Source organism: Candidatus Kaelpia aquatica (genome assembly GCA_030765335.1).
GTDB classification, from domain to species: Bacteria; Omnitrophota; Gorgyraeia; order Kaelpiales; family Kaelpiaceae; genus Kaelpia; species Kaelpia aquatica.
In genome coordinates this window covers 1-14100 of sequence record JAVCCU010000034.1, presented here as the reverse complement: position 1 = coordinate 14100, position 14100 = coordinate 1, and the positions used below count along the sequence as shown (strand labels likewise).

Annotated in this window: 16 protein-coding genes and 1 other RNA gene; 16 read left to right on the top strand and 1 reads right to left on the bottom strand. The window is 38.1% G+C overall.

Annotated elements, in window-relative coordinates; translation table 11 throughout:
* Positions 1 to 59: 59 nt before the first annotated feature.
* Genes P9X27_05890 through P9X27_05870 form a run of 5 tightly spaced genes read left to right on the top strand, consistent with a single transcriptional unit; the run spans position 60 to position 4127 of the window.
* Positions 60 to 566 carry a YIP1 family protein gene (locus P9X27_05890; GenBank protein ID MDP8253909.1) on the top strand — a complete coding sequence of 169 codons (507 nt, stop codon included), beginning with the start codon at positions 60 to 62 and terminating at the stop codon, positions 564 to 566.
* An 11-nt stretch (positions 567 to 577) separates the two neighbouring features.
* The gene (locus P9X27_05885; GenBank protein ID MDP8253908.1) at positions 578 to 859 is read left to right on the top strand and encodes an acylphosphatase; all 282 of its coding nucleotides are present in this window, start codon (positions 578 to 580) and stop codon (positions 857 to 859) included.
* 10 nt (positions 860 to 869) lie between these two features.
* Positions 870 to 1604 (top strand): metallophosphoesterase family protein, encoded by a 735-nt coding sequence (locus P9X27_05880; GenBank protein MDP8253907.1) that lies wholly within the window; start codon positions 870 to 872, stop codon positions 1602 to 1604.
* Entirely contained in the window at positions 1591 to 3633 is a 2043-nt protein-coding gene (ligA, locus tag P9X27_05875) for an NAD-dependent DNA ligase LigA (protein ID MDP8253906.1), read from the top strand. The genes P9X27_05880 and ligA overlap by 14 nt, the downstream gene beginning before the upstream one ends.
* A complete protein-coding gene (locus tag P9X27_05870; GenBank protein MDP8253905.1) occupies positions 3630 to 4127 on the top strand; it encodes a hypothetical protein in 498 nt (165 codons plus the stop codon). The genes ligA and P9X27_05870 overlap by 4 nt, the downstream gene beginning before the upstream one ends.
* 11 nt (positions 4128 to 4138) lie before the next feature.
* Here the strand turns inward: P9X27_05870 and P9X27_05865 are convergent, their stop codons facing one another.
* Positions 4139 to 5041, bottom strand: a complete 903-nt coding sequence (locus P9X27_05865) for an SGNH/GDSL hydrolase family protein (GenBank protein MDP8253904.1) — start codon at positions 5039 to 5041, stop codon at positions 4139 to 4141.
* Between the two features lie 71 nt (positions 5042 to 5112).
* Between P9X27_05865 and P9X27_05860 the strand changes: the two genes are divergently transcribed.
* From P9X27_05860 to P9X27_05810, 11 genes are all read left to right on the top strand, one after another.
* Entirely contained in the window at positions 5113 to 6237 is a 1125-nt protein-coding gene (locus tag P9X27_05860; protein ID MDP8253903.1) for an iron-containing alcohol dehydrogenase, read from the top strand.
* Positions 6225 to 6863, top strand: coding sequence for an MBL fold metallo-hydrolase (locus tag P9X27_05855; GenBank protein ID MDP8253902.1), 639 nt, complete (start codon positions 6225 to 6227; stop codon positions 6861 to 6863). The genes P9X27_05860 and P9X27_05855 overlap by 13 nt, the downstream gene beginning before the upstream one ends.
* 5 nt (positions 6864 to 6868) lie before the next feature.
* Positions 6869 to 7756 (top strand): site-specific tyrosine recombinase XerD, encoded by an 888-nt coding sequence (xerD, locus tag P9X27_05850; GenBank protein ID MDP8253901.1) that lies wholly within the window; start codon positions 6869 to 6871, stop codon positions 7754 to 7756.
* Positions 7753 to 9009: a hypothetical protein gene (locus tag P9X27_05845; protein ID MDP8253900.1), complete on the top strand. Its 1257-nt coding sequence runs from the start codon at positions 7753 to 7755 to the stop codon at positions 9007 to 9009. The genes xerD and P9X27_05845 overlap by 4 nt, the downstream gene beginning before the upstream one ends.
* 67 nt (positions 9010 to 9076) lie before the next feature.
* Positions 9077 to 9430, top strand: a complete 354-nt coding sequence (gene rbfA, locus P9X27_05840; GenBank protein MDP8253899.1) for a 30S ribosome-binding factor RbfA — start codon at positions 9077 to 9079, stop codon at positions 9428 to 9430.
* A complete protein-coding gene (locus P9X27_05835) occupies positions 9408 to 10385 on the top strand; it encodes a bifunctional oligoribonuclease/PAP phosphatase NrnA (GenBank protein MDP8253898.1) in 978 nt (325 codons plus the stop codon). The genes rbfA and P9X27_05835 overlap by 23 nt, the downstream gene beginning before the upstream one ends.
* A gap of 1 nt (position 10386) precedes the next feature.
* Positions 10387 to 11091: a tRNA pseudouridine(55) synthase TruB gene (truB, locus tag P9X27_05830; GenBank protein MDP8253897.1), complete on the top strand. Its 705-nt coding sequence runs from the start codon at positions 10387 to 10389 to the stop codon at positions 11089 to 11091.
* 2 nt (positions 11092 to 11093) lie between these two features.
* Positions 11094 to 12026, top strand: a complete 933-nt coding sequence (gene ribF, locus P9X27_05825; GenBank protein MDP8253896.1) for a riboflavin biosynthesis protein RibF — start codon at positions 11094 to 11096, stop codon at positions 12024 to 12026.
* Between the two features lie 5 nt (positions 12027 to 12031).
* Positions 12032 to 12481, top strand: a complete 450-nt coding sequence (gene smpB / locus P9X27_05820) for an SsrA-binding protein SmpB (GenBank protein ID MDP8253895.1) — start codon at positions 12032 to 12034, stop codon at positions 12479 to 12481.
* A 38-nt stretch (positions 12482 to 12519) separates the two neighbouring features.
* Positions 12520 to 12870: a transfer-messenger RNA gene (gene ssrA / locus P9X27_05815) on the top strand.
* Positions 12871 to 13764: 894 nt separating this feature from the next.
* Positions 13765 to 14100: hypothetical protein (locus tag P9X27_05810; GenBank protein MDP8253894.1), on the top strand; the 336-nt coding region annotated here is incomplete at its 3' end.

Below are 14100 nucleotides of genomic sequence, written 5' to 3'. Positions count from 1 at the left end.
AATAAGAGGACATGTTTAATAGCTGCGGTTTAAACAAAAGTAAAAACAGGAGGTATTAGATGAATGTTTTGTTTAGTAGGATGGTCAGGGCAGCAAAGTTAGAGTCTAATCTTTATGAGGAAGTAGAGCACGATAAGAGTTCACTGCCTCAGGCAATGCTTGTTGTTGTTTTATCCAGTGTTGCTACAGCTGTCGGGGCGATGAACATTGAGGGCGGTATCAATATATTTGCTGTTGCAATTGCAGCATTGATAGGCTGGGCTATTTGGGCTTCCATGATCTATTTTATCGGTGTAAAGTTATTGCCTACGCCTGAGACAAAGTCTGATATAGGAGAGCTTCTGAGAACAATAGGGTTTTCCTCATCTCCCGGAATAATTAGAATCTTAGGTATTATCCCCGGGCTCTTTGGTGCAGTTTTGTTTATTGCTCAGATTTGGATGCTTATAGCAATGGTGATAGCAGTACGGCAGGCTCTAGATTATAAATCTACTCCTAGAGCAATACTAGTTTGTGTTATCGGTTGGTTTATTCAGGGAGCTCTTTTAATGTTTTTATTTAGATAGGAATTAGGTATATGGTAAAGAGAATACAGATATATTACTCTGGGAGGGTTCAGGGCGTAGGTTTTAGATTTACCGTAGAGCGGATTGCTCTTGATATGAGAGATATCGTAGGCTGGGTTAAGAACCTGCCTGATGGAAGAGTAGAGGTAGTAGCTGAAGCGGAAGAGGATGACCTCAAAGTCTTCTTGGGTAATATTCGCAATGGTATTATGAAGAGCTACATTAAAAGAGAGGATATCATCTGGGCAATTCCGGAGGGCGGACTGGATGATTTTATTATAAAGTTCTATTGATCTATTTATTATGCGTTATGCAATATTAGGAGATATCCATTCTAATTTAGAGGCCTTAGAAGAGGTTCTTCTAGATTTAGGAGAGAAGAGAATAGATAAGATTTTATCTATCGGTGATATCATAGGCTATGGAGCCGACCCTTCTAAATGTATAGATATTGCAAGAGAACGTTTTGAGTTAATTACTTTAGGTAATCATGATTTAGCTCTAGCAGGAGAGCTTTCGCTGGATCTATTTAGTGATATGGCTAAGGATGCTATCATCTGGAGTCAGGGCAAGGTCGAGCATAATGATGTTGAGTTTTTATCAGACCTGCCTTTGATTGAAGAGTATGGCGATATGCTACTTGTCCATAGTTCACTCTATCATCCTGAGGAGTTTAACTATTTTATATCTTTTGAAGATGTCAGAAAGAGCTTCGATATCCAGGATGATAAGAGAGTCTGCTTCGCCGGTCATTCTCATATTCCGGCTATATTTGTGATTGATGATATAACAGGTGATATTGTAGGGATTCAAGATCAAGATATCATGGTTGAAACTAAAAAGAGATACTTCATAAATACAGGAAGTGTGGGTCAGTCTAGAGATGGTGATACCAGGGCCAAATATGTATTGTATGATGACTCTACAGGCAGGATAAGCATAGAGAGAGTAGATTATGATATTGATAAAGCAGCTTCTAAAATAATTGCAGCAGGTTTGCCTGAGAAGTTGGTTACCAGGCTCCATGAAGGTGCTTGATATGGCCAGAGAGAGCAGCTCTAAGATAGAGCATAGAGTAGAAGTTTTGAGAGAGAAGATAAGATACCACGACCGCAAGTATTATTTAGAGAGTGCTCCTGAAATATCAGATTCCAGCTATGATGTTCTCTATAGAGAGTTAAGAGATTTAGAAGAGAGCTATCCAGGGTTAATAAAACCTGACTCTCCTACTCAGAGAGTAGGCTCTTCCTTGCAAGATGGTTTTAAGACCAGCTCCCATAGTGTGCCCATGTTAAGCATGGATAACACCTATTCTGAGGATGAACTTAGAGCTTTTGACACTAGGGTTAGAAAGAACCTGGGCCTAGATAGCGTTGAATATGTTGTTGAGCTTAAGATAGATGGTGTAAGTATCTCAATACGTTATGAGAAAGGGTTGTTTATTTCAGGGCTGACAAGAGGAGATGGCTATAAGGGTGATGATGTAAGCAATAATATTAAAACCATTAGAACTATACCTCTTAATATTAAGACTGACAAAAGCAGGGCTGCTTCAGTCTTAGAGCTTAGAGGTGAGGTCTATATCTCAAATAGTAATTTTCAGGAGATAAATAAAGCCAGGGAGAAAAATGGTGATAATATCTTCGCCAATCCTAGAAATGCAGCATCCGGATCTCTTAAATTGCTGGACCCTTCTGAGGCTGCAAAGAGGAAGTTGGATATTTTTGTCTGGGGGGTAGGAGAGTATAGGGGATTAAGTTTTAGTAAACAGAGTGAGATACTCGATTGCTTTAAAGAGCTTGGATTTAAAGTAAACCAGAATTATAGAGTGATTGAAGGGATAGAGCGAGTCATAGAGTATTGCAACAGCTGGATAGATAAGCGTGATTCCTTGGGATATGATATCGATGGCATGGTTGTTAAGGCTAACTCTCTTAGTGCTCAGAAAAAATTGGGCAGAACTTCAAAGGCACCTCGTTGGCTTATAGCTTATAAGTTTCCGGCAAAGAAGGTTGAGACTATATTGAGAGATATAAAGATCCAGGTTGGAAGGTTCGGTACTCTTACTCCGGTAGCTGTAGTTGATGCTGTCCTTGTATCCGGCAGCATAGTCAAAAGGGCAAGCCTCCATAACCAGGATCAGATAGATAGGCTGGGGGTTAAGATAGGTGATCATGTATTGATTCAGAAATCAGGTGAGATTATACCTCAGGTTGTTGAGGTTTTAAAAGAGAAGAGGAAAGGTAAAGAGAAGAGCTTTAAGATGCCTAGTAAGTGTCCTGTCTGCGGGGGCAGTGTAGGAAGATCAAAAGGTGAAGTGGCTCTGCGTTGTTTAAGCCAAAGTTGTTTTTCTAAACTTAAGAATTCAATAAAGCTCTTTGTCTCAAGAGATGCTATGGATATAGATGGATTGGGCGAGAGCCTGATTGAGCAGCTGGTTCAAAACGGTATGGTTAAAGACTACGGAGACCTTTACTTTTTAAAGAGAGAAGAGTTATCAAATCTCCAGAGGATGGGAGATACTTCAGCCGGCAATATAACAGCCTCATTGAAGAAGAGTAAGAGTCAGCCTCTATCCAGATTAATATATGCTTTAGGTATAAGGCATGCCGGACTCCATACTGCAGAGGTCTTGGCGGATAATTTCTCATCCCTAGATCAGCTGTCAGCTGCTTCTTTTGATGAGCTCTCTGATATAGATCAGGTTGGGCCAAAGATTGCAGAGAGTATTGTTGATTTTTTCTCAGATAGTATAAATAAGAATGTTATCTCTAAGCTTAAAAAAGCGGGTTTAAATTTAAAAGGTAAGAGAGTTAAGCTTGATATCTTAGGAGGTAAGAGATTTGTTATAACAGGGGTTCTTAAAGGATTTAGTAGAAAAGAAGCTGAGGATGCTGTAAAATTAAATGGAGGTCGGATCTTATCAACTCTAAGTTCTAAGACTGATTTCTTGGTAGCTGGAGAGAGTCCGGGTTCTAAGCTTAAAAAAGCTAAAGAGCTAAAGATCAAAATAATAACAGAGGATGATTTTAATAAAATTTTAACTGAGGAGAAAATGGCTTTATGAAAAAGGTTATACTCACACTGTTTTTAACGGTATTAGTTTTAAATATATCCGGCTGCAGCTCTTTAGGAGGTTTGCGAAGTAAGTTTATCAGGCAGAAGAAAGAGCAGGATGAGAGGCCGACAGTTATTCTTGCGCTTAAGGATGATGAAGATATTGCAGATTATCATGAACTTTACAGAAAACATCATCTGCTCTGGCAGTACTGGCATGATGAGCTTATTGACTCTATAGAAGAGAATTTTAAAAAGCAGCAGCAGTGTATTTTGCAGGTATCTGAACATCTAGAGTATTTAAAGAAATATGTTATCCCTGAAAAACAGGATCTCATAAGTAATTATATCGGGAGAGTAAATAAGATAAAGAACAGGATGTCCGGTAGGAGATTATCTGATATCCAGCGCTCTAGAATAGCTAAAGAGCTCAAGAAGATTAAAAGGTTGATAGACAAAGAGTATAGGTACTCTGAGATAAGTTCTTTTATTAGTAAGCCTTAATCTTAATTTTTTTATTCAATAAACTTATTGTTTACTATGCAATGAAAAATATTTTCTGCTATAATAGCATATCCTTTTTGATTTGGATGCCAATTGTCTGAGGATAAGTATTGATCCTGGTCTTTTAAATTTTTAAAAACAAGATTGTTATCTACAAACGGTATCATCTCCTCTTGTGCTATCTGCTTCTGGAGCTTGCGTAATGAGTCAGGTTCTGCGAGGTAAGAACAGACGATGACATCGATATTATTCTTGCGACAGATCTTTATCATCTCTATGGTATCGTGTTTAGCGTAGGTATAGGCTATTGTATCGCGCCTGTCTCTATATTCTGGTTCATCCCAGAAGCCCGGCTTTCCATTATAGCCCTCATTCCAATGTTCTCTATAGAGTCCTAGAGATAGTTTAGTCAGTTGAAATAATTTCCAGATTCTAAGTTTCTTTAAGTAGGGATGTATTTTTAAAGCTATCTTCGATATTTTTTCATTTTTACTAAATACCAAAGTACTTCTATCTAGATTCCACCAGTTATTTACCCCTGCCATTATAATTACACATTGGGGAGAGTATTTTTTGATATAATCGGGGAGTTTTAATAATACCTCAGAGGAGTTTTGACCTATACCCATATCATAATAACAACGGATACTTGTATCTTTATAATAATTATTGAGCAAAGCCATTAGCTGGGCAGGGTAGCCGTTCAGCCTGGGGTTGTCTGCTCCTATTCCCCATGTAGTTGACTCTCCAATACAGAAGATAGTATAATCGCTAGATATCTTAGAAGGGATAGGGTTAGTCACCTTATAACTAAACCCAATAACTCTTAAGGTTAATTCTAACAAGATTAAAGTTGTAATTGCTCCTAAGGTTATTAAAGATGTTCTTTTAACTATCTTATTAAGATTTATCATTTAATTGAGATATAATTCAAGGTATTTAGTATTAACTGTTTTAATGATAGAATAGATTCAAAATGATTTCAATGGAAATATTTTTACCATCCCATATAATATTTGGTTCTTATAGTTATAAAAAGATAGCTTTGGTCTTAAAAAAATATGGCGATAGGCCTCTTTTGGTTGTAGGGAAGAGTGCATTTAATAGGAGTTTCTGGGGGAAGGATATAATAACTATTCTTAAAAAGTCTAAAATAAAATATACCCTATATTCAGGAGTTGATAGTGAGCCATGCTTTGATTCAATTAAGGAGGGTCTTAGATATCTAAATAGACACAACTGTGATAGTGTTGTGGGTATTGGGGGTGGAAGTGTTTTAGATGTTTCTAAGACAATAGCAGTCTTGGTAGGGCAGAAATTTAAGGATTTAGAAGAGTATCTATATGGAAAAAATATAAAAAATTCCGGCCTACCATTTATAGCTGTTCCAACAACTTCTGGTTCTGGTTCTGAGGTCTCAAGTAGTGCGGTTTTAAAGGATAGTTTAAGAGGAGAGAAGAGAGGAGTACGGGATCAGAAGCTAATAGCAGATGTAGCTATAATAGATCCGGTAGTTACTCTGACCTTAGGAAGAGATGCTACTCTTTACTCATCCTTAGATGCTCTAACCCATGCAGTTGAGGCCTATGTTTCAATCGATGCTGATATAGCAAGTTCTGTCTTAGCTAAAGAGGCGTCTAGAATTATCTATAAGAATCTGAGCCGAGCTCTCGTAGAGCCTAGAAATATAATATTTAGACAGAGGCTCTCCCGCGCTTCGCTCTTTGCTGCTCTTGCCTTCTCTTCATCCGGGCTCGGGCTCGCCCATGCTTTATCTCATCCAATCGGTGCGGCCTATAATCTATCCCATGGTTTGGTCAATGCTGTAGTTATTCCTTATGTAGTTGAGTTCAATTATTCAGTAGCTAAAGACCGTTATCAGGATTTGATTTTTGATAAAAGGTACAAGAGCCTGTATAATCTTCTAAAGAGCTGGCTTAGAGAACTTGGTCTACCCTTAAGCTTTAAAGAGTTAGGCCTTGAGATAGATAGTAAGTTAAAAGATAAGATTGTTTCGGCTACTCTTAGCTCGGGAGTTTTAAAATATAATCCCAAGAGAGTCAAGAGAAAGGATGTTAATTATATTCTGGAGAGATTATGGATGAGATAAAAATTGAAAGAGTAGTGGTGCTTGATGACTATCAGTCTAACTCTTATTTGGTCTGGCAGGAGGATGCTCAGTCTTGTCTGATTATTGATTGCGGCGGTGAGTTTGATAAGATAACCAAAGCTCTTAAGAGGCTGAATTTAGAGCCTGAAGCAATACTCTTAACGCATGGCCATGGGGACCATATAGCCGGAGTTAATCAGAGTAGTTTAGATATCTATATTCATAGCGATGATCGAGACTACCTCTCTAAACCTGAGCTCAATCTCTCTAGTTTTTTGGGCAGCCCTTTAACAATAGAGAGAGAGCCGGTTATCTTTAATTCAGATCAAGAGCTCTATTTTCCTAAATCAGATTTAAGGTTTAAAGTGATCCATACTCCAGGGCATACTCCGGGAAGCTGCTGCTTCTTAATTGGAGATCTGCTGTTCTCAGGAGATACGCTCTTCTTGTCCGGAGTGGGCAGAACAGATCTGCCGTTATCTTCTGAAAGTGCCATTAGAGACTCTATTTTAAATAAACTTTTTAAGCTGGATCAGAGCATTAGCGTATATCCCGGTCATGGCGATATGACCAGCATAGGTTATGAGAGAGAGAATAGCCCTTTTCTCTCCGCCGATTCTTTATAAGAGCAATGGATAAATATTTACTATTAGATGACTTCCTATCCTATATTAGTCTAGAGAGAGGCTTAAGCGATAACACAGCCTTGGCCTACAGCGTCGATATCAAAAAGTTCTATGGTTTTATGGATAGCAAGGGAGTGGATATATTATCGGTAAGGAGAGATTTTATATCAGATTATCTCTGGAGTGAGAGAGAGAAAGGCAGAGAGTCTTCTACTGTTGCAAGAAATCTTGTATCTATAAAGGTCTTCTTCCGTTTCCTAAACAGAGAGGGTAATATTAAAGAAGACCCTACTGAAGCTATGGACTCACCCAAGCTTTGGCAGAGGCTGCCTGAGGTCTTAAACTCATCTGAAGTTGAAAGGCTTCTTGAGGCTGCAGGTTCTGATGATATTCAAGCTATAAGAGATAGAGCTATGCTTGAGCTGCTCTATGCCAGCGGATTGAGAATATCAGAGCTTAGCCATCTTAAGGTGCTAGATGTTAATCTCGAAGTAGGATTTCTTAAGTGTAAGGGTAAAGGCGGTAAAGAGAGAATAGTCCCCCTAGGGAGCAAGGCTGCTATTGCTATAGAGAGATATTTGAAGGTCTCAAGGCCGGATTATTTAAAGAGCAGCAGTGATTATCTATTTCTGAATAGGTCAGGTAAGAATATATCGCGGCAATCTTGCTGGAAAATTATTAAGAAGTATGCCTCTCTTTCAGGGATAAAAAAGTTTATCAGTCCTCATACATTGAGGCACTCTTTTGCAACACATCTTCTTGAAGGCGGTGCTGATTTAAGGTCTGTACAAGAGATGCTTGGCCATGCTAATATTTCTACAACACAGATATATACCCACGTGGATAGGGAATATCTTAAACAGATCCACAAAAAATATCATCCACGTCCATGAAGATAAGAGTAGAGAATCTAAACAAAAGAATTGACCCTAAACTTAAGCCTTTGCTTAGGAGTTTCTCAGATATTGCAGAGAGCTTAGATATTGAGCTCTATATTGTAGGGGGCTTAGTCAGAGATCTGATATTAAAGAGAGACTGCCTGGATTTAGACTTACTCTTAAGCTCGAAATTAGACCAGTTTATAGATTCAGTTCAGAATAAGCTTGAGTTGAATGTTGAGAAGACCTCTTTCTTGACTGCCAAAGTTGAAATTGGCGGCTTCAGTGTTGATATTGCCCAGGCCAGAAGAGAACTATATCAGAATAACGGTTCTCTGCCTGAGGTCTGCCCTGGAGAGATAGAAGAGGATTTTAAGAGGAGGGACTTTACCGTAAACAGTTTGATGGGCAGGGTCTATAAAGGTGAAATGGTTGAAGTCTTAGATTATGCTGGAGGACTGGCTGATATTGATAAAAAGCTGATACGGATAATCAAAAGAGGCAGTCTCTATGAAGATCCTACCCGAATAATAAGAGCCTTAAGGTATAAAGCGAGGTTTGGTTTTAAGATAGAAGAGAGCACTCTAAGTGAGCTGAGAGAGGCTATCAATTCAAATGCCTATGGGAGTTTAAGCGCTCAGAGAGTAGGGGCTGAGCTTCTGAGAGTCTTTAAAGAGGATGAAGTATTTGAGCCAATAAGAGAGCTATTTGAACTTAATGCTATGGGTTTTCTTCCCCCTATTAAGTTAGACTCTGTTCTTAGGGGGAGTTTAAGGGGTTGGGATGGTTTTAAAGATAAAAGCCGTTTTGAGCACTATTTTATTATACCTTTAAATATTATAGCTAGAGACTTAAGCAGAGAGGATTTAAATATCTTTTGGGATATATTTGAGCTTACGAAGCATCAGAGAAAGATAATGGTTGAGTTTAGAGATATTGATAAAGAGAGGTTGCTGGAGTATCTTTCAAATAGCTTGAAGGCTGTTGATATTTATGATAGATTGAATGGCTTTGATATGCATTCTATACTGTCTCTCTACATCTGCGCTTCTAATAAAAGAGTAAAGAGGAATCTACTCTTTTATGTAAATAAGATATCTAAGGTTAGGCTCCAGATAACCGGAGAGGATGTAAAGGCTTTGGGTATTGCGGAGTCTCCTTCTGTGGGTGAGATGCTGGAGAAGGTTTTGCGCAGCAAGGTATCAGGGGCTCTAAAAAGCAGGGCTGATGAGGTTAGAGTGCTTAAAGAGCTGTTAAGGTCTATTTAACAGTAGATCTTTATATTGGGTGCAGGCTGTAAGATTATTTAATAAATTACTAGAGCGGAGTCTTTAAATGAGTAGATTAGATAGAATAAATCATGAACTTAAGAAGGCAATAGGTGAGATACTTCTCTTTGAAGTTAAGGATGAGAGGCTAAGATTGATTACAGTAACTCAGGCTATAACCAGCGCTGATTTAAAGCAGGCTAAGGTGTACTATACTGTTTTAGGAGATGAAAAGAAGAGAGCGGATGTTGCAAGAGGGCTAAGCAGCGCCAGCGGTTTTATGAGACAGGTTTTGGCTCATAAGATGCAGATGAAATATGCACCTGAACTTATATTCTATTTCGACGATACTCTGGATAGGAGTATAAAAGTAGAAGAGATGCTTGATGAAATAAAAGATGAAGATAGAGAAGAAGATTAAAGATAAGTTTCTTAAGCTTAATAGCTTTATTGTGACAACTCATATAGATCCTGATGGAGATGCTATAGGCAGCCAGCTGCTTCTTGGGCGGTTATTGAAGAAGATGAATAAGAAGGTGGTCATGGTAAATGTCGATTCTACGCCCTCTAACCTCAAGTTTCTGCCCGGGGTTAAGAGCATAAAGCTCTCTAGAGACTATAGGATAGATTTAAATAAGTTTGATGCTTTAGTTGCTTTAGATATTGCAAATCCTCAGAGAGTTAGAGAGATGAGTGAAGTTATATCTTCTGCTAAATATGTTATAAATATCGATCACCATATAAGCAATAGTAATTTTGGTGATTTGAATTGGGTGGAGAGAGATGTATCTTGCGTGGGTGAGATGGTATATCGGCTTTATGGCTATATGGGTTTAGAGTTGGACTATAAAGATGCTTTGCTTAGCTATGTTGCAATAGCAACAGATACAGGATATTTTAGGCATAATAATACAACCTCTGAGACTCATAGGATTGCTGCCTCTCTCCTAGGTAAAGGGGTCAATCCAAGCACTGTCTATAGTGAGCTTTTTGAGAATAAGAGTTTCTCTAAGATGCGTATTCTTGCTTATGCGTTGAGTAATTTAGAGGAGAGAGATGGTATGGCCTGGGTAGATATCAGTAAAAAGGTGCTTAAGGAGAGTAGCGCAAAAAGGGAGGAGCTTGAAGGATTGATAGATTTTATCAAGACTCTTGGCGGAATAAAAGTTGCTATGGTATTTCAAGAACTTGACAATGGTATTATTAAGATAGGTTTTCGATCTAAAGATAATAAGGTAGATGTAAATAAGATTGCAGCTATCTTTGGCGGAGGAGGCCATAAGATGGCCAGCGGCTGCAGAGTCAAAGGGGCTCTTTTAGATGTTAAAAAGAGAGTCCTCGCAAGAGTAGCTGAATATCTAAAAAAGGGTCAATGATATGTTTAATGGATTTCTATTAGTCGATAAACCTGCTGGCATAACTTCACACGATGTAGTTGATTTTATCAGGAGGCGTTTTAATATTAGAAGGGTTGGTCATGGAGGGACACTTGACCCTCTTGCAACAGGCCTTTTGATCTTAATGCTGGGAAGAGCCACAAAGCTCTCTCAGCATATTATAGGTCTTGATAAGGATTATTTCGCTCAGATGAGCCTAGGTTTTTCTACTACAACTGGAGACTTAGACGGTAAGATAGTTAAGAAAGCAGAAGATGAGAGCTATCTGAACCTTAAGGAGACTGACATTCAAAGAGCGGTTGATTCTTTTATCGGTGAGATAGACCAGATCCCTCCGATGTATTCGGCTGTTAAGTATAAGGGCAAGAGGTTGTATAAGCTTGCCCGGCGCGGTATCGAGGTGCAAAGAAAGTCCAGAAAGGTTAAGGTCTATGATATGACTATAGAGAAGATAGAGCTGCCTGAGATATCTTTGAATGTAAAGTGTTCTAGGGGGCTTTATATAAGACAGCTCTGCGTTGATCTGGGAGAGAAGCTTGGCTATCCAGCTCATCTATCCAGGATGGTAAGAACCTCAGTAGGTAAGTTCAGCTTAGATCAAGCTAAGAGTCTTGATCAGATATTAAATGAGTCTGATTCTGAAAAATATATCATAGCTATTGAGACTGTTCGGAGACTTATTTAGAGATGATATTCTTAGGAGAGTCAGATTTTTCAAAAAAAGATATTAATCAAGGTATAGTTTTGACTTTAGGTGTTTTTGATGGTGTTCATATAGGCCATAGAGAGATATTTAACCTCCTTAAGTCCTTGGCTATTGAGTTAGATTCAAAGAGTCTCGTTATAACGCTATCTCCTGATCCTGAGGAGGTTCTCTATCCTGATAAGAGGTCTACTGTTATAAGTCCCTTAGATTATAAGGTAGAGATTTTATCTCAACTGGACTTAGACTACTCTATGGTGCTTAAGGCTGACAAGGAGTTGCTTGAGTATAGCCCTAGAGAGTTTTTCGATAAGTTTATTTGGGAGAGGTTTCATCCTAAAGCCATTGTTGCCGGAGAAGATTTTAGATTTGGCAGCAATAGGGAGGCTGATATAGATGCCTTACGTAAGCTCTCAGGCGAGTATAAGTTCTCACTCCATATAGCTCCTTTCTTGAACTATAAAGGAGAGAAAGTAAGTAGCTCTAGAATCAGAGAGGCTCTATCTCGAGGTGAGATAGAAGATACAAGCTATATGCTATCCCAACTCCCCAGGTTTAGCGGCCGTGTTGTGCCTGGTGAAGGTAGGGGGAGAAAGCTCGGTTTTCCTACAGCCAATATAATAACCGATTATGTATTTGATTTAAAGAAAGGTGTCTATACGGGCTGGGCTTTGATTAAGTCAAAGAGATTGCCTGCTCTTCTCTACGTCGGCACTGCTCCTACTTTTGGCGGCAAGTTTTTGCGTTTTGAGATTTATATTCCTAAATTTAGAGGCTATCTCTACGGAAAGAAGATGGCATTTGAAATTCAAAACTTCTTAAGAGAAGAGAGACTGTTTCTTAATAAGGAAGATATCCAGAAGCAGCTTGAAATAGATAGAGAGTGCCTTATGGAAGAGTTTTCTCGTGAGGTTTAATAGAGATGGATAAGGTAGTTCTTAGGAATAAAAAAGTAGGAAGAGATTTTCATGTTGAATATACTATTGAGGTTGGAATAGTCCTCTATGGGGGTGAGGTGAAATCCCTAAGAGAAGGAAAAGCCTCTCTATCAGATAGTTTTGCTTTAATTGAAGGGGGAGAGGTTTTCTTGCATAACTTCCATATTAATCCCTATGAGTTTTCATCCACAAACCATGAGCCTAAGCGAAAGAGGAAACTCTTGCTTAATAAGCGTGAGATATCCAAGTTAGCTATGGATGTCCATAAGAAAGGTTTTACCCTGATGCCTCTAAGTGTCTATTTTAAAGAGAGCAGGCTGATTAAGGTTGAGATTGCCTTAGCGCGGGGAAAGAAGAAATATGATAAAAGAGAAGACCTTAAGAATAAAGCTATTAAAGATGAGATTGATAGGGAGTTGAAAAAGCGTAGATAGGGTGCTATATTTATAGTGAATTATAGGTCTTTGAAAATGGGGGTGAATGGATTCGATCCATTAAGTAGTCTTTGAAGCTGCATGTCGAGGATATCAGGAGGCCTCGTTAAAAACCTGATAACACAATTAAGTGACGCTGGTTGCGTCTCATTCTCTTTCTGTTAAGAGGGAGGCCTCTCTTAGAGTTTACCTGTGACTTTATTTGAGGCTTGGAAAGCAGGTTGCCTCTCTTGTTCTGTCTGCGGATAAGAGATTAAGATTTAGCAGAATAGCTTCTTTAAATCCTGCCTTTTGGAGCTAGAGAAGTAAAATTAAATAAAAGGCTAAACATGTAGAAGCTCAGGGTGCACTTATTGGAGACGCGGGCTCAATTCCCGCCACCTCCATCTATAATATAGTAGGTAATATAATAGAGTCAGTTAGTTATGTAAAAAGTAGCTATTTCCTCAGTAAAATCAATACTTTCCATCACAAGGTAAGTCAAGTTATTCCAAGTTATCATTTACCCATAGAAAGCATAATTTTGGTGTTTTTGGTGGGTTTTTGGTGGGGATAGATGATAAGCGGTTTAAACAGGTTATAAATAGATTTCCATCTGATCAAACTTCTTCTGTCTTCTTTGGTATTTTTCAAACAATGAATATCTTATCTTCATCCCGATTTGTGTTCTTGGTATCTTTATCCTTAAACATCTGAATATTGTAGTTAAAAAACCTCTCATACTCTCTTTTACACTTATCTTTTCTTATATTACTTCTTTCATATTTAGCTGCTTTTATCTGTTCTGTAAACTCCTGATAAATATCACTCTGAATAAGTTCTCCCGCTGTCCTATGTGCTCTCTTTTCAAACCTTTAAGCATATTCACTTAAGATTCCCATATCCCTAAAATTCCTCTTTACATATTTCCACTGAATTATGGCATATAAATATGCTACTACTCTCATACGTAGACAAGTCTAAAACTCTTGACACTATCAAAATCGCAACTAAAGCTCCCACTTTTATCTATTTTTATAACAATTATTAATCTAAATAAAAATACACCTTCTTTTATAACTGCTTGAAACTAAATATCTTATTATCACTGACCATATATAATTAAAACTGGTATAAAATTTGCATGTTATAAATCAATAATAATATTAATGAAATTGCAAATAAAAAAGAAGGTGAAATGAAAGAATTGAAACAAAAAACAGATCTGTTGAAAACTTATTGGGTTAACCAATTTCACATAAATCAGGTTTTTAAAAATTGAAATAAGAAAAGGAGACGGTGAAATGAAGAAAATTATATTTGCTCATAGTGTCATTGTAGCTATTCTACTTATCTCGCCAACTGTAATATTTGCAAAGCCTACAATAGTTGGCCCCATGGGGGCGTCTAAGGAATCTATGGGACCGGATGTATGGACAGGGCCAAATTCTGCTATATTGTCTGATGCAATCCTTAACCCTAGCAATGTTGCGAATGATAATGATGGTAAATTTGAGGAAGATACTCCTCCTGTTTCTTCAAATGGCGATAGTGATGTAACTCTTCTAGGTGTTAATGGTGATATTGAGTTACCTCATACCGTAACACCTGGATTGCAGACAGCAATAAGAGATGATGTT

Bases quoted from the DNA above. Each gene is read 5' to 3' on its own strand.
- P9X27_05890 (MDP8253909.1), top strand. From the start codon at position 60: ATGAATGTTTTGTTTAGTAGGATGGTCAGGGCAGCAAAGTTAGAGTCT.
- P9X27_05885 (MDP8253908.1), top strand. From the start codon at position 578: ATGGTAAAGAGAATACAGATATATTACTCTGGGAGGGTTCAGGGCGTA.
- P9X27_05880 (MDP8253907.1), top strand. From the start codon at position 870: ATGCGTTATGCAATATTAGGAGATATCCATTCTAATTTAGAGGCCTTA.
- ligA (MDP8253906.1), top strand. From the start codon at position 1,591: ATGAAGGTGCTTGATATGGCCAGAGAGAGCAGCTCTAAGATAGAGCAT.
- P9X27_05870 (MDP8253905.1), top strand. From the start codon at position 3,630: ATGAAAAAGGTTATACTCACACTGTTTTTAACGGTATTAGTTTTAAAT.
- P9X27_05865 (MDP8253904.1), bottom strand. From the start codon at position 5,041: ATGATAAATCTTAATAAGATAGTTAAAAGAACATCTTTAATAACCTTA.
- P9X27_05860 (MDP8253903.1), top strand. From the start codon at position 5,113: ATGGAAATATTTTTACCATCCCATATAATATTTGGTTCTTATAGTTAT.
- P9X27_05855 (MDP8253902.1), top strand. From the start codon at position 6,225: ATGGATGAGATAAAAATTGAAAGAGTAGTGGTGCTTGATGACTATCAG.
- xerD (MDP8253901.1), top strand. From the start codon at position 6,869: ATGGATAAATATTTACTATTAGATGACTTCCTATCCTATATTAGTCTA.
- P9X27_05845 (MDP8253900.1), top strand. From the start codon at position 7,753: ATGAAGATAAGAGTAGAGAATCTAAACAAAAGAATTGACCCTAAACTT.
- rbfA (MDP8253899.1), top strand. From the start codon at position 9,077: ATGAGTAGATTAGATAGAATAAATCATGAACTTAAGAAGGCAATAGGT.
- P9X27_05835 (MDP8253898.1), top strand. From the start codon at position 9,408: ATGAAGATAGAGAAGAAGATTAAAGATAAGTTTCTTAAGCTTAATAGC.
- truB (MDP8253897.1), top strand. From the start codon at position 10,387: ATGTTTAATGGATTTCTATTAGTCGATAAACCTGCTGGCATAACTTCA.
- ribF (MDP8253896.1), top strand. From the start codon at position 11,094: ATGATATTCTTAGGAGAGTCAGATTTTTCAAAAAAAGATATTAATCAA.
- smpB (MDP8253895.1), top strand. From the start codon at position 12,032: ATGGATAAGGTAGTTCTTAGGAATAAAAAAGTAGGAAGAGATTTTCAT.